The organism is Pseudomonas sp. XK-1, assembly GCF_038069885.1.
Classification (GTDB): Bacteria; Pseudomonadota; Gammaproteobacteria; order Pseudomonadales; family Pseudomonadaceae; genus Aquipseudomonas.
Genome location: NZ_JBBPES010000001.1, coordinates 1 through 24,455, shown reverse-complemented (window position 1 = coordinate 24,455; position 24,455 = coordinate 1). Strand labels below are relative to the sequence as shown.

The following is a 24,455-nucleotide window of genomic DNA, read 5'->3' as shown; positions in this document are numbered from 1 at the left end:
TCGCGGTCGCAGAGGGCTTGGGGTCAGTTCTTTTTGATTGCGCCATAGATTACCAGCAAAACCACCGCCCCGATTACGGCACCGAGAAAGCCTGCCGCCTGGCCCGGCTGGTAGAACCCCAGGGCCTGGCCACCGTAGGTAGCGGCAATGGCACCGCCGATGCCGAGCAGGATGGTCATGATCCAGCCCATGCTGTCATCGCCGGGTTTGAGAAAACGTGCGATCAGGCCCACGATCAGGCCGATAAGAATAGTGCCGATAATGCTCATGCCGAGTCGCTCCGGAGTAGGGATAGGCTGTACTGAAGTTACCGTTGATCAGACCGTTCAAGTGCCGGGCCGTTCACCCGGGTGGCCGAGCTACTCGACGCTGCCCGGCGGCGTCACGCCATAGCGATTGTAGATCAGGGCGATTTCACCGCTGTCGCGCATCTGCCGCAGTTGCTGTGCCAGCTGGTCGTAGAGCGCCTGCTTCTGGCCCTGATAGAGGCGCAGGGAGGCACCGAAGTAATTGCCGATGGACTGCTCGTAGCGGTAGTCGGCATAGCGGTAATCGCTGAAGCCGATCTTGTGGAACTGCGCCTCGATGGCCTCGGCATCCAGCACCGCCAGCGTATCCAGGCGACCGGCACGGAACATCCCGGCGAGCAGGTAGTCGTCAGTGGCCAGGCTCTTGCGCAGCAGCTTATCGCTGTCGAAGGGTTCGAAATAGGCGGTGCCGCGCTTGGCCCCGATCAGCCGCTCGCGCAGGTCTGCATAGTCACGCAGGCTGGTCTCCTGGCCGGGTCTGACGATAAAGCGGATGCTTTTGCGCTGGGTGCCGATGGCTGGCAGGTAGTGCACATAGGCCGTGCGCTCGGTGGTGAACAGCACCCGCGGCACCAGGTCGATGCGCCCGGTCTTGAGGTCTTCCAGGCTGCGCGCGAAGGGTGCGTATCGCCATTCGATACGCGCGTCCACGCGCCGGGCCGCGGTATCCAGCACCTCGATCAGCGGCCCGACAGGCAGGGCGTCGAGGGCCTGCATTTCCGGCGGGCGCTCACGGTAATCGGCGCGTAACAGCTGTTCGGCATGGCAGAGCGGCAGGTACAGCAAACACAGCAGAAGCAGGTACTTCATGACGAAGCTCTTGGTGTGGCCATACGCAAGAGCTTAGCCATGAATACTGCGTGGCGTTCAGCCTTTGGCGATCAACGCCTCGACTGCGGCGATCTGCTGGTCCAGGGTCGCGCGATCCGCGCAGCGCAGGGTGGCATGACCCACCTTGCGGCCGACCTTGAAGGCCTTGCCGTAGTGGTGCAGATGGCAGTCGTCGATGGCAATGACCTGCTCGACCGGTGGCACCGCACCAATAAAGTTGAGCATCGCACTCTCGCCAATCTTGGCGGTCGAGCCCAGCGGCAGGCCGGCGACGGCGCGCAGGTGGTTCTCGAACTGGCTGCACTCGGCCCCTTCGATGGTCCAGTGCCCGGAGTTGTGCACCCGCGGAGCGATTTCGTTGGCCTTGAGGCCGCCGTCCACTTCGAAGAATTCGAAGGCCATCACGCCGACATAGTCGAGCTTGCTTAGCACCCGGCCGACATAGTCTTCGGCCAAGCCCTGCAGCGGGTGATCGCTGCTGGCAATGGACAGCGCCAGGATGCCGCTGTCGTGGCGGTTGTGCACCAGCGGGTAGAAGCGCGTCTCGCCATCGCGGGCGCGCACCGCCACCAGCGACACTTCGCCGGTAAAGGGCACGAAACCTTCGAGGATGCAGGGCACACTGCCCAGCTCGGCAAAGGCACCGACTACATCGTCAGGCTGGCGCAGAACCTTCTGGCCCTTGCCGTCGTAACCCAGGGTGCGGGTCTTGAGTACCGCCGGCAGGCCGATGGATGCGGCCGCGGCGTCGAGGTCGGCCTGCGAGTGGATATCGGCGAACTCGGGCGTGGGGATGCCCAGGTCCTTGAACATCGACTTTTCGAACCAACGGTCGCGGGCGATGCGCAGCGATTCTGCGCAGGGGTAGACCGGCACGAACTGGGAGAGAAAGGCCACGGTCTCGGCCGGCACGCTCTCGAACTCGAAGGTCACCAGGTCCACTTCGTCGGCCAACTGGCGCAGATGATCCTGATCGCCGTAATCGGCGCGGATATGCTCGCCGAGGGCCTGGGCGCAGGCATCCGGGGCCGGATCGAGGAAGGCGAAGTTCATCCCCAGCGGGGTGCCCGCCAGAGCCAGCATGCGGCCCAGCTGGCCGCCACCTATTACGCCGATCTTCATTACGCGTCCCTCGGGTCCGGATTATCCAGCACGGTCTCAGTCTGCTCCTGGCGGAACTGCTTGAGACGCACATGGAACTGCGGGTGCTGGTGGCCGAGGATGCTCGCGGCCAGCAACGCGGCGTTGACCGCACCGGCCTTGCCGATGGCCAGGGTGGCGACCGGAATACCGGCCGGCATCTGCACGATCGACAGCAGCGAGTCGACCCCCGAAAGCACCGCCGACTGCACCGGCACACCGAGTACCGGCAAGTGGGTCTTGGCCGCACACATGCCCGGCAGATGCGCCGCGCCGCCGGCACCGGCGATGATCAGCTGAATGCCGCGTTCTTCAGCCTGTTCGGCGTACTGGAACAGCAGGTCCGGGGTGCGGTGGGCAGACACCACCTTGACCTCATAGGGAATGCCCAGCTTATCCAGCATCTCGGCGGTGTGGCTAAGGGTGGACCAATCGGACTTGGAGCCCATGATCACGCCAACCAGTGCGCTCATCGTCGTGCCTCTTCTATCGGGCGCCTCGCGGCGCAGCAAAAGTGTGCGTCGCTGTGGCGGCGCGTCCAAAACCAACAAGCCACGCGGGATGACCGGCGTGGCTTGTGTGCGAAAAAGGCCGCGCAGTATACCGTAAAGCCAGGCTTGGCGAGCAGCCACTCCTACCGTTTATCCAGAGTTACCCGACGCAAGCCAAAACATTGCGCTGAAACAACACCTGCAGTCCTCATCGGTACACAGTGCTTGTCTCTTTTGTATATCAAGCGAGGATCGCACCATGAACCAAACCATGAAAGCCGCCGTCGTCCATGCCTTTGGCCAGCCGCTGCGCATCGAGGAGGTCAAGGTGCCACTGCCCGGCCCTGGGCAGATCCTGGTAAAAATCGAGGCCTGTGGTGTCTGCCATACCGACCTGCATGCTGCCGAAGGCGACTGGCCGGTGAAACCCAGCCTGCCCTTTATCCCCGGTCACGAGGGCGTCGGCTATGTCGCCGCGGTGGGTTCCGGCGTCAAGCGCGTCAAAGAAGGCGACCGGGTCGGCGTGCCGTGGCTGTATACCGCCTGCGGCTGCTGCGAGCATTGCCTGACCGGCTGGGAAACCCTTTGCGAAAGCCAGCAAAACACCGGTTACTCGGTCAATGGCAGCTACGCAGAGTACGTGTTGGCTGACCCGAACTTCGTCGGTATCTTGCCGAAAAATATCGAGTTCGCGGAAATCGCCCCGATTCTCTGCGCCGGCGTCACCGTCTACAAAGGCTTGAAGGTAACGGGCGCGCGACCGGGCCAATGGGTGGCGATTTCCGGTATCGGCGGGCTCGGCCATGTCGCAGTGCAATATGCCAAGGCCATGGGCCTGCATGTAGCGGCCATCGATGTCGACGACGCCAAACTGGAACTGGCACGTAAACTCGGTGCCAGCCTGACCATCAATGCACTAAAGGAAAACCCGGTCGAGGTGATCCAGCGCGATATCGGCGGTGCCCATGGCGTGCTGGTCACCGCAGTGTCCAACAGCGCTTTCGGCCAGGCCATTGGCATGGCGCGGCGGCACGGCACAGTGGCATTGATCGGCCTGCCGCCGGGTGATTTCCCCACGCCGATCTTCGACGTGGTGCTCAAGGCCATCAGCATCACCGGCTCCATCGTCGGCACCCGCGCCGACCTGCAGGAGGCCCTGGACTTCGCCGCAGAGGGCCTGGTCAAGACCACCTACCACACCGACAAACTGGAGAACATCAACAGCATCTTCGAGCAGATGCGTGCCGGGCAGATCGAAGGTCGGATGGTCATGCAGCTGTAAAAACGCCCCCAACGCGCTGAGAGCGCCTGCCAAACAGGGCCACGGACGGCCTGCACCAGCGATTTCTTGTCGATGACCAGGTCCAGCGCTTGCCGCACTTCCGGCTTTGCCAGTGCGCCGTGCTTATGATTGAAACCGCAGCGGCCCGAATCACGCCCGACCGCTGCGATGCCGCGGCATAGTTCTTGCTTCATTCGGGCATTCCGAACTATTGCGGTTATCTCCGATGTTGCATGCCCACCTGACCACCCTGCATGTGGTGTCCCTGATTCTCGATCTGTTCGCCGAGCAGCCCGAACTAACCGAGCAGTTGCTGGCCGACAGCGGCATCGCCGCGGCCGACCTGGGCTGCGCCGACACCCGCATCACCCGCACCCAGGAATTGCAGGTATGCGCCAACGCCCTGTTGCTGCGCAACGACCTGGGCCTCGAACTGGGCCGGCGCATGCATATCTCGGCCTATGGCATGGTTGGTTACGCCGCCCTCTCCAGTGCCACTTTTGGTGACGCCTGGCGGCTGCTGCTGCAGTACCCGGCCCTGCTCGGCACCTACTTCAGGCTGGACCTGCAGGTGGAAGGCGAACTGGCCTGGGTCAGCGCCGACGACTATCGGCACGCCGCCGCCCTGGAAGTGTTCAACCTGGAAATGTGCCTGGCCTCGCTCAAGCTGATCTGCGACGACCTGCTCGGCCAGCGCCTTGAGCTGAGTGCCGCGCAGTTCCGCTATGCCGAACCGACCTACAGCGCCCGCTACCCGCTGAGCTTCGCCTGCCCGTTGCAGTTCAACGCCCGGCGCAACGCCTTCGCCTTCCCCGCCGCCTGGCTGGACAAGCGCCTGCCCCTGGCCGACCCGGTGACCCACCGCGAGATGCTCGCCCGTTGCCGCAAGCAGAACGCCGAATTCACTACCCGCCAGGCCTGGCTGGCGCGGGTACGCCAACTGCTCGGCGACCAGCTCAGCACGCCACCGGGGCTGGAACTGCTGGCCCAGCAGCTGCACTGCTCGCCGCGCACCCTGCGCCGGCATCTGCAGGAGCTCGGCACCCACTACCAGGAGCTGCTCGACGAGCTGCGTTTCGAACAGGCGAAAGACCTCCTGAGCCAGGAGGACTGGCCAATCTGCCGCATCGCCGAACACCTGGGCTTCAGCGAAACCGCCAGCTTCCGCCACGCCTTCCAGCGCTGGAGCGGGGTGCCGCCCAGCCGGTTTCGCGCCTGAATGGTAGAGAGGCGCATGTGTGGGAGGGGCTTCAGCCGCGACCCGGAAAAGCTCGCCGCTAAAGCGCCTCCTACAGAGCACCACCCTGGGCGTGAAATTGATGGCGGCCACCCACAGGCCATCGCTGCGCGACTTTAAAAATCGCTCCCGGCGATTTTTTTGGCCACTTCGATCCCCTATTGGCCGTTATCAGCGTTCTTTCACCGCGCATTAGCGGCGAACAATGGCTGCCAGAACAACAAGCCTGGGAGCCACCTGCATGCTGACCTTTTACAGCGACGACCATCACCTGCACCACGGCAGCTGCGAGCTGATCGATGGCCAGCTGATGCCCTGTTTCGAGAAACCGCAACGCGCCGACCATATCCTTGCGCGGGTCAAGGATCGCCAGCTCGGCGAAGTGCGCCCGCCGGAGGATTTCGGCCGCGGGCCGATCGAACGTATCCACAGCGCCGCCTACCTGGATTTCTTCGCCGGGGCCTGGGATCGCTGGCTGGCGCAGAACGGCAGCGGCGACCTGCTGCCCTTTACCTGGCCGGCGCGCACCCTGCGCCAGGTGATCCCCAAAGATCTGCACGGCCAGCTCGGCTATTACAGCTTCGATGGCGGCGCACCTATTACCGCCGGCACCTGGCAGGCGGCATACAGCGCCGCGCAAGTCGCCCTTAGCGCTCAGCAGGAAATTGCCAATGGTGCCCATAGCGCCTTTGCCCTGTGCCGCCCACCGGGCCATCACGCCGCCGGCGAGCTGATGGGCGGCTACTGCTACCTGAACAACGCCGCCATCGCCGCCCAGGCTTTTCTCGACCAGGGCAAGCAGCGCGTGGCAATCCTCGATGTCGACTACCACCACGGCAACGGCACCCAGGACATCTTCTATACGCGCGGCGATGTGCTGTTCGCCTCGATCCATGGCGACCCGGCCGAAGAATTTCCGTTCTTCCTCGGCTATGCCGACGAGCACGGTATCGGGGCCGGTGAAGGCTGCAACTTCAACTACCCGCTGGCCATGGGCAGCCCCTGGGAAGTGTGGAGCGCGGCGCTGGATGAAGCCTGTCAGCGCATCGCCGAATATGACGCCGAAGTGATTGTGGTGTCGCTGGGCGTGGACACCTTCAAGGACGATCCGATCTCCCAGTTCAAGCTCGACAGCCCGGATTACCTGGCCATGGGCAAGCGCATCGCCGCCCTCGGCAAGCCGACCCTGTTTGTCATGGAGGGCGGATATGCGGTCGAGGCGATCGGCGTCAACGCGGTCAATGTGCTGGAAGGGTTCGAAGCAGCTAACGCATAGGCCGCACGCGCAAAGCACGGCAGCCAACACACCATCAATAATGATTCAGGGGTGAGACACGATGAACACGATCAAACACCTGCTCGCCGTCGCCATCTGCGGCGCAACCCTGCTGGCCACCGCGGCCCAGGCGCAAACCTCAGACAAGCCGCGCGAACTGCGCGTGTACAACTGGGCCGACTATATGCTGCCCTCGGTGCCCAAGGAGTTTCAGGCCAAGAGCGGCATCCAGCTGACCTGGGACGTGTTCGACACCAACGAATCCCTGGAAGCCAAGCTGCTCACCGGCAACTCCGGCTATGACCTGGTGGTGCCGACCAACACCTTCCTCGACACCCAGATCAAGGCCGGGGTGTTCCAGCCCCTGGACAAGAGCAAGCTGCCCAACTGGCAGCACCTGGACCCAGGCCTGCTCGAACTGATGACCGCCAACGACCCCGGCAACCAGTACGCCGTGCCCTATATGTACGGCACCGTACTGATCGGCTTCAACCCGGACAAGGTCAAGGCCGTGCTCGGTGCCGATGCGCCGGTGGACAGCTGGGACCTGATTTTCAAGGAAGAGAACATCAGCAAGCTCAAGCAGTGCGGCGTGGCCATGCTCGATTCGCCCGGCGATATCCTGCCCATCGCCCTGCACCACCTGGGCCTGGACCCCAACAGCACCAACCCGGCGGACTACAAAAAGGCCAGTGCGCTGATGCTGAAGATCCGTCCCTATGTCGCCTACTTCCACTCAGCCAAATACATGACCGATATCGCCAACGGCGACATCTGCGTGGCCATCGGCTACTCCGGCAGCTTCTACCAGTTCGCCAACCGCGCCAAGGAAGCCGGCAACGGCGTGGTGGTCGACTGGCGTCTGCCCAAGGAAGGCGCGCCGCTGTGGTACGACTCCTTCGCCATCCCGAAAAGCGCGAAGAACGTCAGCGAGGCCCACGAGTTCCTCAACAACCTGCTCGACCCGAAAGTGGTTGCGCCTATCTCCGACTTCCTCGGCTACCCCAACCCGAACAAGGACGGCATGTCGCTGGTGGGCGCGGAAATCCGCGACAACCCCGGCCTGACCCCCACCGCCGCAGCCCAAGAAACCCTCTACGTGCTGCAGCCGCTGCCGCAGAAGGTCGAACGCATCCGCACCCGGGTGTGGAACACCATCAAGTCGGGCACCTGAGCCGGCCGCCCCAGGTCCAAGCCCTGGGGCTGACTCACCAGGGGCTGGCACGGCCGATACATCCTTGCCTGGCTAGCCGGCAGAGTGGCTCCAGGTTTGCCCGGCTGGTTCGCAGGGCGGTTCGGCCAGCCCGCACTGAATGGCCTCGAACTCCTCGAACAGGCTGCTTATCACTTCCACCAGGAGCGGATCGAAGTGCAGGCCGGCCTGCTCGCGGATAAAGGCCTGGGCCCGTTCGGCACTCCAGGGTTGCTTGTAAGGCCGACTCGAACGCAGAGCGTCATACACATCGCAAATGGCGACAATCCTCGCCGACAGCGGAATAGCTTCCCCTACCAGACCTCGCGGATAACCACTGCCGTCCCATTTCTCATGATGGTTGAGGGCGATTTCGGCGGCCAGTTCCAGCAAGGGCGAACGCACCTCGTCGCGCAGGATATCGTGACCGATCTGCGCATGCTGGCACATGACCGTTCGCTCCTCGGCGGTTAGCGGCCCCTGCTTGAGCAGAATCGAATCGGCAATGCCGATTTTGCCCACATCATGCATGGGAGCAGCCAGGCGCAGCAGCTCAACCCAGGCGGATGGCTCACCAAGGGCCTCAGCCAGGCGTGCAGCCGAGGCCCCGATCCGTATGATGTGACTGCCTGTTTCATTGTCCTTGTAGTCGGCAGCACGGGTCAGGCCACGAATCACCGCCTGAAAGCTCTCCTCCAACTGACGGGTGCGCTCAGCCACCTTGTGCTCCAGGCCGTCGCGCTCTTCCAGCAAGGCCCGCCGGGCGCTGCTCAGTTGCAGGTTGCTGTTGACCCGCAAGAGCAGCTCGTGCAGGTCGAGCGGCTTGCAGATGTAGTCGTTGGCACCCAGCTCCAGGCCATTGCGGCGATCCTGAGGATCGCCCAAGGCGGTGACGATGATAACCGGCTGACGCATGCGATCACGCCCGGCCAGGGCCTTGAGAATCTCAAAACCACTGGGCTGCGGCATGTCGAGGTCGAGCAACAGCAAATCCCAGGGGTTGCTCTGCAGCCACTGCAGGCCGGCAGCCGAGTCGGTGAAACCCTGTACCTGGCGCAGACCACAGGCGCGCAGGCTGGATTCGAGCAGGCGTAGATTGGCCGCAATGTCGTCAATCACAACAACCTTGGCAGAGCGGAACTCACTGAGCATGTTCGATCGTCTCGTGCAGCAGAGCGCTTACCAGGCCGCGCAGTTCTTCAAGGTCCAGGGGCTTGCTGAGCAGGCCCTGGCAGTCCAGTTCATGCAGACGCTGCAGGTTATCCATGGCGCTCAGGATGATTACCGGCAACGCACGCCCCTGCGGGCTGCGGCGCAACTCGCCAAGCAGCGAGATGCCATCGAGTCCCGGCAGGTTGATATCCAGCAACAGCAGCTCGGGGGGATTACTGAGCAGCTTGCACAGGGCCTCACGGCCATCGCCGATCACCTCCACCTCGGCCAGGTCGGCCAGGGCCTTGCGCACCAGAAACTGGCTGGCCGGGTTGTCCTCGACGTAGAACAGCCGTGGCAGACCGGCGGCGGACTGCACTCGCACAGCAGGCACCTGGTTGGCCTGCTCGGCCAGGGGCAACTCGATCCAGAAACTGCTGCCGATGCCCGGCTCACTGTGCAGGCCCATATGACCGCCCATGAGCTCGGCGAACTCGCGGCACAGGGCCAGACCGATGCCGGTACCCTGGATCGCCGAGTTCTCCCGCCCCAGGCGCTGGAAGGGCTCGAACAACTGCGCCTGCAGCGCCGGTGCAATGCCCAGGCCTGTGTCTTCCACCAGCAGACGGATATGACCTGCGGCCACCTGGTAGCTGAGCGTCACTTGTCCGCCCGGGTGGTTGTACTTGAGTGCATTGGACAGCAGGTTGAGCAGCACCTGGCGCAAGCGTCGGGGGTCGGCCATGACCTGCACGGGCTGGCCAGGCCGATCGAGGTTGAAGGCAAGACCCTGATCCTGCGCCTGCAGGCGCACCAGATCGGCACATTCGGCCATCAGCGGCCCCACATCCACCACCTGCAAGGCCAATTGCGGCCGCTCGGCCTGTACAGCGGACAGATCCAGTACATCAGCCACCAGCTGATCAAGGTGCTGGCTGGCCTTGAGGATCTCATCCAGATAGTCGGCATGCTCAGTAGCCAGGCCGGCCTGGCGTTCCATGCGCATCAGCTGGGCAAAGCCATGGATGGCATTGAGCGGGGTGCGCAGCTCGTGGCTGACACTGGAGATAAAACGCGACTTGGCCCGGCTGGCTTCCTGTGCCTGCAGGGTCGCCCGGCGCAGCTCCTCCTCGACACGCTTGAGGTCGTCGATGTCGATATGGGTACCGGCCAACTGGCTGACTACGCCAGTAAGCGGGTCACGCGCCAGCACCCGGCCGCGACTGAGCAGCCAGTGATACTGGCCCGAGGCATCGCGGATACGGAACTTGGTCTGGTAGTCATCACGGCTGCCCCGGTCGAGCTCAGCCAGCACGGCCTCGATCTGCTCCCGGTCTTCGGGATGAATAAGTTGCATAAAGGCCGCAGGGTCATTGAAGCGGTCGCCAACCCCCAGGCGATTCACCAGACGCCCGCGCAGTTGCATCTGCTGCTCGGCCAGGTTCCATTCCCAGAGGCTCTCGGTGGCACTGTCGAGCACCAGCTCCAGTCGTTGCTGGGTGAGGCTGCGTTCCTGCTCACTCTGCTCCAGCTGCGCGCCCATGCTCAGGGCATGCTCAGCCACTTCCTCGAATTCGCGGATCGCCATGGACGCGTGCGCCGGGTGCCAATGGCCGGCACCAATTTCCTTCATCATGGCCGAAATGCCGGCGATCATGCGCTGCAATTGGCGGCTCAGTTTCAGACTGCGCCACCACATAAAGCTGAAGAACAACAGGTAGAACAGCGCCAGACCGGCGATCAGCAGATAACCGATCTGCTGGTAATAGCTGGCCAGGCTGTTGGTCTGAGCAAACACATCTGCTTCCTCGACCACCGTCAGCAGGTGCCAGCCGGTCTGGGCGATGGTGGACCAAGCCACCAGATGGGCGCGCCCGTTAAAAAACACCCGCTCGACGCCCTCGGGCTGACGCGCCATGACCTTGGCCAGGTCCCCGGTGGCCGCTTGCTGGTGAAGGTTGAAATCCTCGGGCTTGAACAGCTCGCGGCGAATGGCCTCCTCGTAACTGTGCTGGGTCAATTCGTCCAGGCCGAAGTCTTCCTCGGCGGCCGGCGGCATGGCCATGATGCTCAGGTCCTTGCCGACCAGCATGGCGTAGCCATTCCAGGGAACCTGCAGCTGACCGATTTGACTGAGCAGGCCACTGACGGTGATATCCAGCCCGGTCACCCCCTCGAGAAAATCGCCACGGTAAACCGGCGCGATCGCCGACATCATCCAGCCATGGCCGGCCGGATCCAGGTAGACATCGGTCCAGACCACATCCCGCGTCGGGTTCCGCCCGGCATCGGCCAGGTAGTAGAAGTTGTAGTCGGGGATGACCATGTCATGGGGGTACTGTTCCTGGGTGTTGAACCAGGGATAGATATGGTTGAGGCTGTCCCAGCTGTTGAAGTAGATGCTGGCCACCAGCGGGTTCTGCGCCTGAATCTGCTGCATCAGCGGATCGAGGCGGCTCAGACGGGCGACCTTGTCCAGATCCTGGCGCGCCGCCGGGGTGGCATTGGAATAGAACACCGCGGCCCCGCCGAGATCCTCTGGGCTGTAGCGCACCCCCTCGGCACTCAGGGCCAGGTTATCGGCTGCCGCCGCAGCCGGACTGCTCAGGGCCTTGGCCGTCAGCTCGGTGTAGAGTCGGGCCAGGGCATCGATCCGCACCAGTTGCTCGCCCACGATGTGGGACTCGCGCCGGGCCGTGGTCTGCAGATCGCCCAGCGCCGTCTCACGCAGGTGGCCGATCTGAGCATCGCGGATTTCGCTATTGGTCAGCAGGTAGGTGCCAATCAGCACCGTCTCCACCAGCAGTAATGGGATCAGGGCGCTTTGCAGGAAAGCGCGCCAGATCCATTTGCGCAGGCCAAAAGCAGAGGTATTGGACATGGTTGAGGGTTCCGGGGGGGGGGGCAGCGGGCCATGCAAGACAGTGGTCAGAACCGCGCTGTTGCGCTGAGGCATCATTCGGCTAAGGTGATGGGGCGCGAGTCTAATGCTGGAACCATGACATCAAACTGACATCATCATTACATCGGCGTAAGCTTCCTGCGGCCCCATAGCGAGGGAGCAACTCATCGGCGTAAGCTCCCTGTGGCCCCCATAGCGGGGGGAGCAACTGTCTTTGCCCTGCTGATCGGGCACCATTGCAACCAGGATGTGGGTATGGCAGCGCTTAGGCCTGCGCGGAGTCAGGTCCGTAAGAGATAGGCATTAAGGGTTACACCATGAAGCTGCTGATTGCCGAAGACGATAACGAGCTGCGCGCCTACCTGCGCACCAGCCTGATGGCCTCGGGCTTTGTCGTGGATGCGGTGGCCAACGGCGTCAATGTGCTGGCCTATCTCAAGAGCAGTAGCTATGACCTGCTGATTCTCGATGTGATGATGCCGGGTATGGATGGCCTGGAGGTGCTGCGCCGCATCCGCACCAGTGGCAATCAGGTGCCGGTGCTGATGCTCAGTGGCCGTCACCTGGTCGAGGATCGGGTCAAGGGCCTGGAATTGGGTGCCGACGACTACCTGATCAAACCCTTCGCCCTCACCGAGCTGCTGGCACGGGTCAATACCCTGCTGCGCCGCCGCGGTAACCAACCCCAGGAAACCCGGCTGGCGGTGGCCGACCTCGAACTCGACCTGATCTCGCGCAAGGCCAGCCGTGGCGGGCACCGTATCGAGCTGACCAGCCGCGAGTTTGTGCTGCTCGAACTGCTGCTGCGCCGCCGTGACGAGGCGTTGTCCAAGTCCCTGATCGCGTCCCAGGTGTGGGGCATCGACTTTGACAGCGGCACCAATGTTATCGAGGTGGCCATTCGCCGCCTGCGCGCCAAGATCGACGACGACTTCGAGATCAAGCTGATCCATACCGTGCGCGGCATGGGTTACCGCCTGGAAGTCCCCGCGACGACCTGACCCCCGCCACCCTCCACATCGTTGACCAGCACAACGCCGGCTGGGGACCTGGCGTGGTCGAACGTGCCAGCTAGGCCGCGCCCACCACACCCTCCAGCTTGCGCCACAACAGCCTGACCGACGCCTTGCGCACCAGGGCGCAGCGGTACAGGCGGATTTCCAGGGGCGTCTGCCACTGTTCGTCGCCGCAGATCACCAGTTCGCCACGGCTCAGTTCGGCGGTGACCGACAGCCGCGGCACCCAGGCCACGCCCATGCCCTGCAGGGCCATGCTCTTCAGGCTGTCGGCCATCGCGGTTTCGTACACCGTGGTGGAACGCAGCCCGCGCTGGCGCAGCAGCAGGTTGACCGAGCGGCCGAGAAAGGCCCCGGCGCTGTAGGCCAGCAGCGGCACGCTCTGGCCGCTGTTGAGGTCGAACAGCGGCGCGCCATCTTCACCCACCGCGCACACCGGAAGCATTTCGGTGCGCCCCAGGTGCAGCGAGGGAAAGATCTCCGGGTCCATCTGCAGCGCGGCATCCGGATCGTAATAGGCGAGGATCAGGTCGCAGCCGCCTTCGCGCAGCGAGTGCACCGCCTCGCCGACGTTGGTCGCCACCAGCCGGGTATTCAGCGGCAGGCCTTCGCGGCGCAACCTGGCGATCCATTCCGGGAAAAAACCCAGGGTCAGCGAGTGGGCGGCGGCGATCTGCATCACCTCGCCCTGCTGGCCCTCGACGTTGTGCAGATGACGCACCACCTCGCCGAGCTGCTCGACCATGCTGCGCGCCGTGACCAGAAACAGCTGGCCCGATTCGGTCAGCTCCACCGGGGTGCAGGCGCGGTTGACCAGGGTCAGGCCGAGCATGTTTTCCAGGCTGCGAATCCGCCGACTAAAGGCCGGCTGGGTGACGAAGCGCTTCTGCGCCGCCTGGGAGAAGCTGCGGGTAGCGGCCAGGGCGACAAAGTCTTCCAGCCATTTGGTTTCCAGGTTCATCTCGTCTCCACAAGGTCGATGTTCGAGGCAAGGCACTGTGGGAGGCGCGTAGGGTGGGTTAGCCGCTTGCCGCCATTGCCAACATCACGCCACTTGAGACGCGGCGTAACCCACCACAGGCGCAACACGATTGATCGCCTGGTGGGTTACGCGCCGCGCCACAACCGCATGTGGGATATAGATCGGTTACGGCGTCGCTAACCCACCCTACTACTCATCCACCCTACGCCTATACGTCCGGCGACTTCAGGACGTCACGCCGACATTATGCCGATTGTGCATGACCCAGCGTTTAACAGCATTGGCCAGCATCGCGCCAGGAGCCCTAACCTACGGGGCATCGCGGCATTAGCCGCACTTTCCGAGATAATACTCATCATGTCCGCTGCTGCATCCTTCCGCGTCGAAAAAGATCTGCTTGGCACCCTCGAAGTTCCGGCCGAGGCCTACTACGGCATCCAGACCCTGCGTGCCGTGCACAACTTCCGCCTGTCCGGCGTGCCCCTGGCCCACTACCCGAAACTGGTGACCGCCCTGGCCATGGTCAAGCAGGCGGCCGCCGATGCCAACCGCGAACTGGGCCACCTGAGCGCGGCCAAGCACGCGGCCATCAGCGAAGCCTGCGCGCGGATCATCCGCGGCGATTTCCACGAGCAGTTCGTGGTCGACATGATCCAGGGCGGTGCCGGCACCTCGACCAACATGAACGCCAACGAGGTGATCGCCAACATCGCCCTGGAGGCCATGGGTCATGCCAAGGGCGAGTACAAGCACCTGCACCCGAACAACGACGTGAACATGGCGCAGTCGACCAACGATGCCTACCCCACCGCCATCCGCCTCGGCCTGCTGCTCGGCCACGACAGCCTGCTGGCCAGCCTCGACAGCCTGATCGGCGCGTTCGCGGCCAAGGGCGAGGAGTTCGCCCACGTCCTGAAGATGGGCCGCACCCAGCTGCAGGACGCCGTGCCGATGACCCTCGGCCAGGAATTCCGCGCCTTCGCCACCACCCTCGGCGAAGACCTGGCGCGCCTCAAGAGCCTGGCCCCGGAGCTGCTCACCGAGGTCAACCTGGGCGGCACCGCGATCGGCACCGGTATCAACGCCGACCCGGGCTATCAGCAACTGGCGGTCGACCGTCTCGCCGCCATCAGCGGCCAACCGCTGGTACCGGCCGCCGACCTGATCGAGGCGACCTCGGACATGGGCGCATTCGTGCTGTTCTCCGGCATGCTCAAGCGCACCGCGGTCAAGCTGTCGAAGATCTGCAACGACCTGCGCCTGCTCTCCAGCGGCCCGCGCACCGGGATCAATGAGATCAACCTGCCGGCGCGCCAGCCGGGCAGCTCGATCATGCCCGGCAAGGTCAACCCGGTGATCCCCGAGGCGGTCAACCAGGTGGCGTTCGAGATCATCGGCAACGACCTGGCCCTGACCATCGCCGCCGAGGGCGGGCAGTTGCAGCTCAACGTCATGGAGCCGCTGATCGCCTATAAGATCTTCGACTCGATCCGTCTGCTGCAGCGCGCCATGGACATGCTGCGCGAGCATTGCGTGGTCGGCATCACCGCCAACGAGGCGCATTGCCGCGCGCTGATGGAAAACTCCATCGGCCTGATCACCGCCCTCAACCCCTATATCGGCTACGAGAACGCCACCCGCATCGCCAAGCTGGCCCTGGACAGCGGCCGCGGCGTACTGGAGCTGGTCCGCGAAGAGAACCTGCTGGACGACGCCACCCTGGCCGACATCCTGCGGCCCGAAAACATGATCGCGCCGCGCCTGGTGCCCCTCAAGGCCTGATAACCGAGTCATACCCCGCGCCGCCGCTTTGTGCGGCGCGGTGCTTTCCACCCTCGCCTGACCGGCGACAGCACTCACGGCTGCGCAGACAGCTGTATCTACAACAACAATTCGGATGAACCACATGAGTCAGAGCACGACCTTTCCCCTGGGCTTTGTGCGGCGTATGCCGCTGTGTATCGACCGCATCCTCGACATGGCGCGCACCACGGTCAACGTCGCCGGTGACCTGATGACCACCACCCTGATTGGCAGCAGCGAGAAGGCGCTGGATCGCGACATCTACAACAGCGACAACGCGCAATAACGCGACGCTGCTCACGGGCAACACCCGCACAAGGCTGTGCGGGGCTTCTGCGCCAACCCGGCGCAGCGGCAGCGCCGGCAGGAGCCGGCAGCCAACGAGATGCCCATCGGCATCCAGGGCAATAAAAATAACCACACAGGGTGAACACATGAACGCATTCGACCCCGGTCGTCTCTCTCCGCCAGACAACGGGCCACCCCCGTTGCCCTAGTGCCTGACAGCCGGTTCAGTCGGCTCGCTGGCGAATCCTCCTGCGGCGGTTTATGGCATGCCATTAGCCATCGCGGGGTTTCTGTGTCGGCGCACAACCCTCGCCACCGACCGACTGCTCGGGCTCCCGGTACACGGAGCACCCGTGCCGTCCGCCAGCGTCGCCCTAACCGGGCGGCGCTGCGGCGTCATCACCATTAATCCCCCGATAAATACAAAAAAGGGAGAGACCCCATGCTCGATATTCTCAATGACCTGATCTGGAGCAAGCTGCTGATCGTGATGCTGATCGGCCTTGGTCTGTACTTCACCATCGCCTCGCGTTTCGTCCAGTTCCGCTACTTCGGCAGCATGTTCCGCATCTTCAGCGAGGCCTTCAAACACCAGCCCGGTCAGCTCAGCTCGTTCCAGGCGCTGATGCTTTCCGTAGCCGGTCGCGTCGGTGCCGGCAATATCGCCGGTGTCTCGGTGGCGATCATGCTCGGCGGCCCCGGCGCGATCTTCTGGATGTGGGTCGTGGCGCTGGTCGGCATGGCCACCAGCTACTTCGAGTGCTCCCTGGCCCAGCTGTACAAGCGCCGCGAAGCAGACGGCACCTACCGTGGCGGCCCGGCCTTCTACATCGAGCACGGCCTCGGTCAGCGCTGGTTGGGCATCGTCGTGTCGATCCTGCTGCTGGTGACCTTCGGCTTCGGCTTCAACGCCGTGCAGTCCTACACCGTGGCCAGCTCGATGCATGACACCTTCGGCCTGCCGACCTTTGTCAGCGGCGCGATTCTGACCGTGGTAATGGGCCTGATCATCTTCGGCGGCATCAAGCGCATCGCCAAGTTCGCCGACGTGCTGGTACCGGTCATGGCCTTCTCCTATATCGCCATGGCACTGGTGGTGATCGGCCTGAACCTGGGCGAAGTACCGGCCGTGTTCGCGCTGATCTTCAAGAGCGCCTTCGGTCTGGAACCGGCCTTTGCCGGCGGCATCGGCGCGGCCATCATCATGGGCGTCAAGCGCGGCCTGTTCTCCAACGAAGCCGGTCTGGGCAGTGCGCCCAACGTCGCCGCCGTCGCCGAGGTCAAGCACCCGGTGGCCCAGGGCATCGTGCAGTCGCTCAGCGTGTTTATCGACACCATCATCCTGTGCAGCTGCACCGCACTGATCATCCTGCTGTCCGGCGTCTACCAGCCGGGCATGGAAGTGTCCGGCGTGGTCCTGACCCAGACCGCCATGGCCAGCGTGGTCGGCGAGTGGGGCCGGGTATTCGTCAGCGTCGCCCTGCTGCTGTTCGTCTTCACCACCCTGATCTACAACTACTACCTGGGTGAGAACGCCCTGGGCTTCTTCAGCCAGAAGCGCGGCCCGGTAATGGTCTACCGTGTGCTGGTAGTGGCGCTGGTACTCTGGGGTTCGGTGCAGGATCTGGGCACGGTGTTCGCCTTCGCCGACGTGACCATGGGCCTGCTGGCCATCTGCAACCTGATCGCCCTGGTACTGCTGTTCAAGGTCGGCCTGCGTCTGATGCGCGACTACGACAGCCAGATCAAGGCTGGCGTGGAGTCGCCGGTACTGGACGCGAAGAACTTCGCCGACCTGGATCTGGACCCAGGCGTCTGGTCGAATCCAGCACCAGCTGCCAAGCCGGTGACCAGCAACCATGTGGAAATCGGCAACACCGCACATCAGCGTTAAGCCCCGACGCCCGGCCTAGAGTCGGGCGTTTTTATTTGGGCCCACGGCCATCGGCTCGCGCGGCCCTCTCCCATCGGAGTGCCAGACCATGCGCCGCCCTTTATTCGCTGCCCTGCTGTTCTGCCTGCTGCTCAGCCCCCTGAGTCAGGCCGCCTTGCCGCCCGGCTACAAGATGGTGTTGCTGACCGAGAATTTCCCGCCCTTCAATATGGCCAGCAACGGCAAGAACTTCGCCCGCGACGCCAATATCCAAGGCCTCAGTGCCGATATCGTGCGCGAGATGTTCAAGCGTGCCGGCATCGACTACAGCCTGACCCTGCGCTTCCCCTGGGACCGCATCTACCAGCAGACCCTGAGCAAGCCCAACCACGGCCTGTTCTCCACCTCCCTGAGCGAGGCGCGCAAGCCGCTGTTCAAGTGGGTCGGCCCCATCGCCCAGTACCAGAGCGTGCTGGTCGGCCGTAAGGGCAGCAGCCCGCAACTGGCCAATCTGGAACAGGCCAAGGCCTACCGCATCGGGGCCTACCAGAGCGCGGCGGTCAGCCAGCATCTGGAGCGCCTGGGCTTTACCCCGCAGAACGCCCTGCGCGACCAGGAAAATATCCGCAAACTGCAACGCGGGCAGATCGACCTGTGGGCCACTTCCGACCCGGTCTGGCGCTTCTACGCCCGCGAACAGGGCGTCGACGATCTACAAACCCTGCTCAGCTTCGAAACCTCGCAGCTGTACCTGGCGCTGAACAAGGACACCCCCGACGAAGTGGTCGAACGCCTGCAGGCCGCCCTGGAACAGATGCGCAGCGAAGGCTACGGCAGCTGCGCGAAAAACCCTGAGCTGTGCTGAATCGGGCCACTGGGGCAGTGATCATTAAGCAAACGGCTGCGACGTAGCGGTGTAGGGTGCGCCATGCGCACCAGCGACAACCGGGTATCTGCTACCTGGTGTGCGCGGCGCGCTACACGCAGGCGTTGGCGAAACGATAGTTCTTTTAGAGGCCCCAGGCCCTTCGCAACGCCTGAAGGGTCTCGGCGATCTGCGCCTCCGGCACCGCGGCAAAACCCAGCACCAGCCCGGCGCGCTGATCTTCCGGCGTGCTGCTGTCCGGCAGCCAGTAACTGCTGAGCGCGGTCATCTCCACGCCAACCCCTGCGGCGGCGCTGATCAGCTCGCGCTCGCGGGCCAGGCTGGCCACCCGCACGCAAAGATGCAGCCCCGCCTCCACCGTTGGCAGCGGCGCACAGCCCGGCACATCCGCAGGCCAACCGGCCAGCAGCGCATCGCGCCGGCTGCGTGCCGCGCTGCGCATACGACGGATATGCCGCTGGAAATGCCCGGCGGCGATAAATTCGGCCATCACTGCCTGAGTGCCGATTTCCGAATGGCGCATATCCAGGGCGCGGCGGCGGGCGAAGGCTTCGGCCAACGCCGGCGGCAAGACCAGATAGCCCAGACGCAATGCCGGAAAGGTGATCTTGCAGAAGGTGCCGACATACAGCACCCGGCCCTGACGGTCGAGGGCGGCCAGGGGTGCCAAGGGCGTGCCGCTGTAGCGGTACTCGCCGTCGTAATCGTCCTCGATGATCAGGCCGTCATTGCGCTCGGCCCACTCCAGTAACTGCAACCGCCGCGCCAGCGACAGAGTGACGCCGGTCGGGTACTGGTGCGACGGCGTCAGGTAAACCAGTCGACAGCCTTCGATCTGCTCCAGCGCAGTGGTGTTCAGGCCCTCATCATCCACCGCCACGCCGCACAGCTGCGCCCCGGCTATCGCCAGGGCATGCCCGGCAGCGCGGTAGCCGGGGTTCTCCACGGCCACCCGCGCGCCAGGCGTGACCAGCAACTGCGCGCAGAGGCTGATGGCCTGCTGCGCGCCATGGGTGACGACGATCTGCGCCGGGTTGCAGTGCAGGCCACGGCTGTTGCGCAGGTAGGCGGCGATCAGCTCGCGCAACTGCCAATCACCGGCCGGGTCGCCATAGCCCAGGCGCGCCGGCGACGGTTTGCGCCAGAAGCGCGCGGACAAGCGCGCCCAGGTCTCGAAGGGAAACAGATCGAAAGCCGGCACGCCGACCCGAAACGCCCGTGGCGCGCCGCTTAATGGCGGGTTCAGATGGTGCGTCTGCAACAGCTGCAAGGCCGCACTCTGCGGACTGCCGGAGAGTTGCACTGGGGGCGCTGGAGTTGGCCGCGTCGCCCCGCTCAACTCGGCCACATAGGTGCCGGCACCGATACGCCCCTCGATATAGCCCTCGGCATACAACTGATCGAAGGCGCGGGTCACAGTGTTGCGCGAGATACCCAGCAGGCTCGCCAGATCGCGACTGGCCGGCAGACGCGTGCGGCGTTGCAGGCGGCCATCAAGGATGCGTTCGCGCAGCGCCTGATACAGCTGACGCGCCAGGCCCTGCTGCGCATCGAGCTGGATGCCGGACAGATCAACCGGGAGCGGCGGAGCAGACGGGACAGGCATGGCGATTGGCTCCATAGAAGTCACAGAAAGTGGATCTTACAACAGACCAATATCTTGCCTAGCATGGCTCATCAGCTCAGGAGCCCGCCCATGTACACACCCGCCGCCTTCCGCCAGGACGACCTCGCCACCCTGCACCAGCAGATGCGCGCCAGCCGCCTGCCGACGCTGGTCAGCCACGGCAAACAGGGTTTGCTCGCCAGCCATCTGCCGTTGCTGCTGGAAGCCGACGAAGGGCCCTACGGCACGCTGTACGGCCACTTCGCCAGGGCCAACCCGCAGTGGCGCGACCTGGCAGACGGTAGCCCGGCGCTGGTGATCTTCCAGGGCGCGGAGGCCTATATCAGCCCGTCCTGGTACGCCGCCAAGGCCGAACACGGCAAGGTGGTGCCGACCTGGAACTACATCAGCGTGCAGGCCCATGGCCGCGCCGAGGTGTTCGATGACGCCGAGCGCCTGCTGCAGCTGGTCAGCCGTCTCAGCGCACTGCATGAAGCCGAACGTCCGCAGCCATGGGCGGTCAGCGATGCACCCCGCGATTACATCGACAGCATGCTGCGCGCCATCGTCGGTTTCGCCCTGCCCATCGAACGCCTGGAGGGCAAATGGAAGCTCGGCCAGAACCGCAGCCAGGCCGACCAGGCCGGCGTGCGCGAAGGTCTGGCCGCCAGCCTCGATCCCCGCGACCGCGAACTGGCCGCACAGATCAGTCACCCACACTTAGCCAAGGAAGCGCCATGAGCATTGAAATTCGTCCCGTCACCGCTGCCGATCACGCCGCCTGGCTACCACTCTGGCAGGCCTATCTGGACTTCTACCAGGCCGAGATCGCCGCCGAGGTCAGCGCAATCACCTGGCAGCGCTTTCTCGAGCCGGCCGAACCCATGCATGCCGCACTGGCCTGGCAGGATGGGCGCGCCGTGGGCCTGGTGCATTTTATTTACCACCGTTCCTGCTGGACGGTGGGCGATTACTGCTACCTGCAGGATCTGTTCGTCGCCGATGGCCTGCGCGGCGATGGCATCGGCCGGCTGCTGATCGAGCACGTCTACGCCCAGGCCCGTGCCGCCGGTGCCAGCCGCGTGCACTGGCTGACCCAGGAAAGCAACAGCAACGCCAGGCAGCTGTACGATCGCATCGCCGACCGCTCCGGTTTTATCCAGTACAGGAAGCTCTTCTGATGACCGCCGACCTCAGCCACTGGCAGCCGCGCCCGACACCCGACCGGCGTGAGCTGCATGGCCGCTTCGTGCACCTGGCACCACTCGACCCGGCACGCCACGGCGACGATCTATGGGCCGCGCTGCAGGGGCCGGACCCAGCGCTGTGGGACTACCTGCCCTACGGCCCGTTCAACTCACGGGCCGCGTTCGATAGCTGGCTGGCCGGCAACGCCAGCAGTCACGACCCACTGTTCTACGCGGTGCTCGACAACGCCAGCGGCAAAGCCCTGGGTCTATTCAGTTACCTGCGCATCACCCCGCAGGATGGCTGCATCGAGATCGGCCATGTCGCCTTCGGCGCGCCCATGCAGCGCACGCCAGGGGCCACCGAGGCGATCTATCTGCTCGCCCGCCACGCCTTCGATGACCTCGGCTATCGCCGCCTGGAATGGAAGTGCGATGCCGCCAACGCACGCTCGCTGCGCGCCGCCGAGCGCTTCGGTTTCAGTGCCGAAGGCCTGTTCCGCCAGCATATGGTGCGCAAAGGCCGCAACCGCGATACCGCCTGGTTCGCCATTATCGACGGCGACTGGCCGGCAGTGCGCGACGCCTTCCAGCGCTGGCTGGCGGCGGACAACTTCGATGCCGAGGGCCAGCAGAAACAGCGCCTGGAAGATTTGAGAAAATAGCCCTGCGGCCTATTCGATCTCGAACAGGCCATTCTGCAGCGGTGCCACCGCCAGGCGCTGGCGCACGTCGTCGTCGATGCGCAGGTCGTCCGGACGGTACAGGCGCACCTGGCGGTAGGCACTGATGCGGTTGATCTCTGTACCCAGGTATTCCCACACCACGCGGGTGCAGGCCGGGTTGCGCCGGTCGCCGCTGGAGACACCGGTCTTCAGGCCATTGAGGCGGGTGATACGGCTCTTGTAGCTGGGGATCAGGATGGTCTGGCTCATCTCGTTGAGGGTCAGTGACTCGTAATCCAACAGAAACAGGCGGTCCTGCAGCTGGAACGCGGCACCCAGGTAGCGGCAGCGCACCCAGTCCTCAGCCTGCACGTCGGCGCTGGCGGAACGCTCCTGGCGCTCCTGGCGCTCGAACAGAAAGTCGCCGTCCTCCTCCCACAAATGCACCAGGGACAACAGCACCGTGCCTGGTACTGACATGCAGTTGGAGTACTCGAAGTAGTAACCGCAATAGCGCGACAGATTGCCGGCATGGGCGCGCAGCGGCTTGAGCAGCTCCATCAGCGCATCGCTGCGACTGCCCGTCGCCTGGCCCGGCGCACGCGCGCCGATCAGGTTGGCGAACTGCTCGCTGGGCAGGCTCAGCTCGTACTCCTCGACCCCGAAAAAATCACAGATGCGCTTGAGGTTGTAGGCGGTGGGCCGGCTCTGCCCGCCGAGGTAGCGGTTGAACTGGGCACGGTTGATCGACAGCTTGCGGCAGACCTCGGCAATCGAACGGTAGTGGCTGCACAGCAGCTTGAGGTTGTTGCCGAGGTGATCGGACATATGGCACGGCCTGATGATGCAAGTGACGCGATTCTAGCATCAACTCGCACCAAGTCGCCGCGACCTGCGAAATTGCACGACGAACGCGTCTGCTCAACCATTCGACTCCCGCATTTTTCCAACCAGAACAACAAGAGAGAGACTCGCCTGCCATGCTCGATATTCTCAATGATCTGATCTGGAGCAAGCTGCTGATCGTGATGCTGATCGGCCTTGGTCTGTACTTCACCATCGCCTCGCGTTTCGTTCAGTTCCGCTACTTCGGCAGCATGTTCCGCATCTTCAGCGAGGCCTTCAAACACCAGCCCGGTCAGCTCAGCTCGTTCCAGGCGTTGATGCTTTCCGTAGCCGGTCGCGTCGGTGCCGGCAATATCGCCGGTGTCTCGGTGGCGATCATGCTCGGCGGCCCCGGCGCGATCTTCTGGATGTGGGTCGTGGCGCTGGTCGGCATGGCCACCAGCTACTTCGAGTGCTCCCTGGCCCAGCTGTACAAGCGCCGCGAAGCAGACGGCACCTACCGTGGCGGCCCGGCCTTCTACATCGAGCACGGCCTCGGTCAGCGCTGGTTGGGCATCGTCGTGTCGATCCTGCTGCTGGTGACCTTCGGCTTCGGCTTCAACGCCGTGCAGTCCTACACCGTGGCCAGCTCGATGCATGACACCTTCGGCCTGCCGACCTTTGTCAGCGGCGCGATTCTGACCGTGGTAATGGGCCTGATCATCTTCGGCGGCATCAAGCGCATCGCCAAGTTCGCCGACGTGCTGGTACCGGTCATGGCCTTCTCCTATATCGCCATGGCACTGGTGGTGATCGGCCTGAACCTGGGCGAAGTACCGGCCGTGTTCGCGCTGATCTTCAAGAGCGCCTTCGGTCTGGAACCGGCCTTTGCCGGCGGCATCGGCGCGGCCATCATCATGGGCGTCAAGCGCGGCCTGTTCTCCAACGAAGCCGGTCTGGGCAGTGCGCCCAACGTCGCCGCCGTCGCCGAGGTCAAGCACCCGGTGGCCCAGGGCATCGTGCAGTCGCTCAGCGTGTTTATCGACACCATCATCCTGTGCAGCTGCACCGCACTGATCATCCTGCTGTCCGGCGTCTACCAGCCGGGCATGGAAGTGTCCGGCGTGGTCCTGACCCAGACCGCCATGGCCAGCGTGGTCGGCGAGTGGGGCCGGGTATTCGTCAGCGTCGCCCTGCTGCTGTTCGTCTTCACCACCCTGATCTACAACTACTACCTGGGTGAGAACGCCCTGGGCTTCTTCAGCCAGAAGCGCGGCCCGGTAATGGTCTACCGTGTGCTGGTAGTGGCGCTGGTACTCTGGGGTTCGGTGCAGGATCTGGGCACGGTGTTCGCCTTCGCCGACGTGACCATGGGCCTGCTGGCCATCTGCAACCTGATCGCCCTGGTACTGCTGTTCAAGGTCGGCCTGCGTCTGATGCGCGACTACGACAGCCAGATCAAGGCTGGCGTGGAGTCGCCGGTACTGGACGCGAAGAACTTCGCCGACCTGGA

At 64.0% G+C, this 24,455-nt stretch carries 21 protein-coding genes and 1 pseudogene; 13 read left to right on the top strand and 9 right to left on the bottom strand.

Annotated features, from left to right (window positions below; all coding sequences use genetic code 11):
- Positions 1 to 23: 23 nt before the first annotated feature.
- The 4 genes from WMW70_RS00110 to purE form a co-directional block, all read right to left on the bottom strand.
- Positions 24 to 269, bottom strand: coding sequence for a GlsB/YeaQ/YmgE family stress response membrane protein (locus WMW70_RS00110; RefSeq protein ID WP_341435504.1), 246 nt, complete (start codon positions 267 to 269; stop codon positions 24 to 26).
- A gap of 90 nt (positions 270 to 359) precedes the next feature.
- Complete coding sequence (locus tag WMW70_RS00105; protein ID WP_341435503.1) at positions 360 to 1,118, bottom strand: substrate-binding periplasmic protein; 759 nt, start codon at positions 1,116 to 1,118, stop codon at positions 360 to 362.
- A 57-nt stretch (positions 1,119 to 1,175) separates the two neighbouring features.
- The gene (locus WMW70_RS00100; RefSeq protein WP_341435502.1) at positions 1,176 to 2,261 is read right to left on the bottom strand and encodes a 5-(carboxyamino)imidazole ribonucleotide synthase; all 1,086 of its coding nucleotides are present in this window, start codon (positions 2,259 to 2,261) and stop codon (positions 1,176 to 1,178) included.
- The gene (gene purE / locus WMW70_RS00095) at positions 2,261 to 2,752 is read right to left on the bottom strand and encodes a 5-(carboxyamino)imidazole ribonucleotide mutase (protein ID WP_341435501.1); all 492 of its coding nucleotides are present in this window, start codon (positions 2,750 to 2,752) and stop codon (positions 2,261 to 2,263) included. Before purE ends, WMW70_RS00100 begins: the two co-directional genes overlap by 1 nt.
- Positions 2,753 to 3,029: 277 nt before the next feature.
- Here purE and adhP point away from each other — a divergent pair, with 277 nt between their 5' ends.
- The 4 genes from adhP (at position 3,030) to WMW70_RS00075 (ending at position 7,739) form a co-directional block, all read left to right on the top strand.
- The gene (adhP, locus tag WMW70_RS00090; protein WP_341435500.1) at positions 3,030 to 4,052 is read left to right on the top strand and encodes an alcohol dehydrogenase AdhP; all 1,023 of its coding nucleotides are present in this window, start codon (positions 3,030 to 3,032) and stop codon (positions 4,050 to 4,052) included.
- A gap of 226 nt (positions 4,053 to 4,278) precedes the next feature.
- Complete coding sequence (locus WMW70_RS00085; RefSeq protein WP_341435499.1) at positions 4,279 to 5,271, top strand: AraC family transcriptional regulator; 993 nt, start codon at positions 4,279 to 4,281, stop codon at positions 5,269 to 5,271.
- Between the two features lie 259 nt (positions 5,272 to 5,530).
- Positions 5,531 to 6,565: a histone deacetylase family protein gene (locus WMW70_RS00080; RefSeq protein ID WP_341435498.1), complete on the top strand. Its 1,035-nt coding sequence runs from the start codon at positions 5,531 to 5,533 to the stop codon at positions 6,563 to 6,565.
- 61 nt (positions 6,566 to 6,626) lie between these two features.
- Positions 6,627 to 7,739, top strand: a complete 1,113-nt coding sequence (locus WMW70_RS00075; protein ID WP_341435497.1) for a polyamine ABC transporter substrate-binding protein — start codon at positions 6,627 to 6,629, stop codon at positions 7,737 to 7,739.
- A 72-nt stretch (positions 7,740 to 7,811) separates the two neighbouring features.
- Here the strand turns inward: WMW70_RS00075 and WMW70_RS00070 are convergent, their stop codons facing one another.
- A complete protein-coding gene (locus tag WMW70_RS00070; protein WP_341435496.1) occupies positions 7,812 to 8,909 on the bottom strand; it encodes an HD domain-containing phosphohydrolase in 1,098 nt (365 codons plus the stop codon).
- A complete protein-coding gene (locus WMW70_RS00065; protein WP_341435495.1) occupies positions 8,899 to 11,790 on the bottom strand; it encodes an ATP-binding protein in 2,892 nt (963 codons plus the stop codon). Before WMW70_RS00065 ends, WMW70_RS00070 begins: the two co-directional genes overlap by 11 nt.
- A gap of 338 nt (positions 11,791 to 12,128) precedes the next feature.
- Between WMW70_RS00065 and WMW70_RS00060 the strand changes: the two genes are divergently transcribed.
- Positions 12,129 to 12,812: a heavy metal response regulator transcription factor gene (locus tag WMW70_RS00060; RefSeq protein WP_341435494.1), complete on the top strand. Its 684-nt coding sequence runs from the start codon at positions 12,129 to 12,131 to the stop codon at positions 12,810 to 12,812.
- Between the two features lie 70 nt (positions 12,813 to 12,882).
- On the opposite strand, the gene WMW70_RS00055 is transcribed toward WMW70_RS00060, so the two are convergent.
- Positions 12,883 to 13,788 (bottom strand): LysR substrate-binding domain-containing protein, encoded by a 906-nt coding sequence (locus tag WMW70_RS00055; protein ID WP_341435493.1) that lies wholly within the window; start codon positions 13,786 to 13,788, stop codon positions 12,883 to 12,885.
- 378 nt (positions 13,789 to 14,166) lie between these two features.
- Between WMW70_RS00055 and WMW70_RS00050 the strand changes: the two genes are divergently transcribed.
- The 4 genes and pseudogenes from WMW70_RS00050 to WMW70_RS00035 all read left to right on the top strand — a co-directional run bounded on the left by WMW70_RS00050 (position 14,167) and on the right by WMW70_RS00035 (position 18,638).
- Entirely contained in the window at positions 14,167 to 15,591 is a 1,425-nt protein-coding gene (locus WMW70_RS00050; protein ID WP_341435492.1) for an aspartate ammonia-lyase, read from the top strand.
- A 178-nt stretch (positions 15,592 to 15,769) separates the two neighbouring features.
- Positions 15,770 to 15,898, top strand: a pseudogene (locus WMW70_RS00045) (dicarboxylate/amino acid:cation symporter); the annotation flags it as partial.
- A gap of 444 nt (positions 15,899 to 16,342) precedes the next feature.
- Positions 16,343 to 17,794, top strand: coding sequence for an alanine/glycine:cation symporter family protein (locus WMW70_RS00040; protein WP_341435491.1), 1,452 nt, complete (start codon positions 16,343 to 16,345; stop codon positions 17,792 to 17,794).
- A gap of 88 nt (positions 17,795 to 17,882) precedes the next feature.
- Positions 17,883 to 18,638: a substrate-binding periplasmic protein gene (locus tag WMW70_RS00035; RefSeq protein ID WP_341435490.1), complete on the top strand. Its 756-nt coding sequence runs from the start codon at positions 17,883 to 17,885 to the stop codon at positions 18,636 to 18,638.
- A gap of 145 nt (positions 18,639 to 18,783) precedes the next feature.
- On the opposite strand, the gene pdxR is transcribed toward WMW70_RS00035, so the two are convergent.
- Positions 18,784 to 20,265 (bottom strand): MocR-like pyridoxine biosynthesis transcription factor PdxR, encoded by a 1,482-nt coding sequence (gene pdxR / locus WMW70_RS00030; protein ID WP_341435489.1) that lies wholly within the window; start codon positions 20,263 to 20,265, stop codon positions 18,784 to 18,786.
- A 90-nt stretch (positions 20,266 to 20,355) separates the two neighbouring features.
- Here pdxR and WMW70_RS00025 point away from each other — a divergent pair, with 90 nt between their 5' ends.
- Genes WMW70_RS00025 through WMW70_RS00015 form a run of 3 tightly spaced genes read left to right on the top strand, consistent with a single transcriptional unit; the run spans position 20,356 to position 22,117 of the window.
- Entirely contained in the window at positions 20,356 to 21,006 is a 651-nt protein-coding gene (locus tag WMW70_RS00025; RefSeq protein ID WP_341435488.1) for an FMN-binding negative transcriptional regulator, read from the top strand.
- Positions 21,003 to 21,446, top strand: coding sequence for a GNAT family N-acetyltransferase (locus tag WMW70_RS00020; RefSeq protein ID WP_341435487.1), 444 nt, complete (start codon positions 21,003 to 21,005; stop codon positions 21,444 to 21,446). Before WMW70_RS00025 ends, WMW70_RS00020 begins: the two co-directional genes overlap by 4 nt.
- On the top strand, positions 21,446 to 22,117 hold the full coding sequence (locus tag WMW70_RS00015; protein ID WP_341435486.1) for a GNAT family N-acetyltransferase: 672 nt from the start codon (positions 21,446 to 21,448) through the stop codon (positions 22,115 to 22,117). Before WMW70_RS00020 ends, WMW70_RS00015 begins: the two co-directional genes overlap by 1 nt.
- 9 nt (positions 22,118 to 22,126) lie before the next feature.
- On the opposite strand, the gene WMW70_RS00010 is transcribed toward WMW70_RS00015, so the two are convergent.
- Entirely contained in the window at positions 22,127 to 22,945 is an 819-nt protein-coding gene (locus WMW70_RS00010; RefSeq protein ID WP_341435485.1) for a helix-turn-helix domain-containing protein, read from the bottom strand.
- A 152-nt stretch (positions 22,946 to 23,097) separates the two neighbouring features.
- Here WMW70_RS00010 and WMW70_RS00005 point away from each other — a divergent pair.
- On the top strand, positions 23,098 to 24,455 hold a 1,358-nt coding region (locus WMW70_RS00005; protein WP_341435484.1), incomplete at its 3' end, for an alanine/glycine:cation symporter family protein.

Excerpts from the sequence above, each read along its gene's own strand:
- WMW70_RS00010 (WP_341435485.1), bottom strand. The coding sequence starts at position 22,945 with ATGTCCGATCACCTCGGCAACAACCTCAAGCTGCTGTGCAGCCACTAC.
- WMW70_RS00020 (WP_341435487.1), top strand. The coding sequence starts at position 21,003 with ATGAGCATTGAAATTCGTCCCGTCACCGCTGCCGATCACGCCGCCTGG.
- WMW70_RS00080 (WP_341435498.1), top strand. The coding sequence starts at position 5,531 with ATGCTGACCTTTTACAGCGACGACCATCACCTGCACCACGGCAGCTGC.
- WMW70_RS00075 (WP_341435497.1), top strand. The coding sequence starts at position 6,627 with ATGAACACGATCAAACACCTGCTCGCCGTCGCCATCTGCGGCGCAACC.
- WMW70_RS00055 (WP_341435493.1), bottom strand. The coding sequence starts at position 13,788 with ATGAACCTGGAAACCAAATGGCTGGAAGACTTTGTCGCCCTGGCCGCT.
- WMW70_RS00040 (WP_341435491.1), top strand. The coding sequence starts at position 16,343 with ATGCTCGATATTCTCAATGACCTGATCTGGAGCAAGCTGCTGATCGTG.
- pdxR (WP_341435489.1), bottom strand. The coding sequence starts at position 20,265 with ATGCCTGTCCCGTCTGCTCCGCCGCTCCCGGTTGATCTGTCCGGCATC.
- WMW70_RS00035 (WP_341435490.1), top strand. The coding sequence starts at position 17,883 with ATGCGCCGCCCTTTATTCGCTGCCCTGCTGTTCTGCCTGCTGCTCAGC.
- WMW70_RS00050 (WP_341435492.1), top strand. The coding sequence starts at position 14,167 with ATGTCCGCTGCTGCATCCTTCCGCGTCGAAAAAGATCTGCTTGGCACC.
- purE (WP_341435501.1), bottom strand. The coding sequence starts at position 2,752 with ATGAGCGCACTGGTTGGCGTGATCATGGGCTCCAAGTCCGATTGGTCC.
- WMW70_RS00060 (WP_341435494.1), top strand. The coding sequence starts at position 12,129 with ATGAAGCTGCTGATTGCCGAAGACGATAACGAGCTGCGCGCCTACCTG.
- WMW70_RS00110 (WP_341435504.1), bottom strand. The coding sequence starts at position 269 with ATGAGCATTATCGGCACTATTCTTATCGGCCTGATCGTGGGCCTGATC.
- adhP (WP_341435500.1), top strand. The coding sequence starts at position 3,030 with ATGAACCAAACCATGAAAGCCGCCGTCGTCCATGCCTTTGGCCAGCCG.
- WMW70_RS00070 (WP_341435496.1), bottom strand. The coding sequence starts at position 8,909 with ATGCTCAGTGAGTTCCGCTCTGCCAAGGTTGTTGTGATTGACGACATT.
- WMW70_RS00065 (WP_341435495.1), bottom strand. The coding sequence starts at position 11,790 with ATGTCCAATACCTCTGCTTTTGGCCTGCGCAAATGGATCTGGCGCGCT.
- WMW70_RS00105 (WP_341435503.1), bottom strand. The coding sequence starts at position 1,118 with ATGAAGTACCTGCTTCTGCTGTGTTTGCTGTACCTGCCGCTCTGCCAT.
- WMW70_RS00085 (WP_341435499.1), top strand. The coding sequence starts at position 4,279 with ATGTTGCATGCCCACCTGACCACCCTGCATGTGGTGTCCCTGATTCTC.
- WMW70_RS00025 (WP_341435488.1), top strand. The coding sequence starts at position 20,356 with ATGTACACACCCGCCGCCTTCCGCCAGGACGACCTCGCCACCCTGCAC.
- WMW70_RS00100 (WP_341435502.1), bottom strand. The coding sequence starts at position 2,261 with ATGAAGATCGGCGTAATAGGTGGCGGCCAGCTGGGCCGCATGCTGGCT.
- WMW70_RS00015 (WP_341435486.1), top strand. The coding sequence starts at position 21,446 with ATGACCGCCGACCTCAGCCACTGGCAGCCGCGCCCGACACCCGACCGG.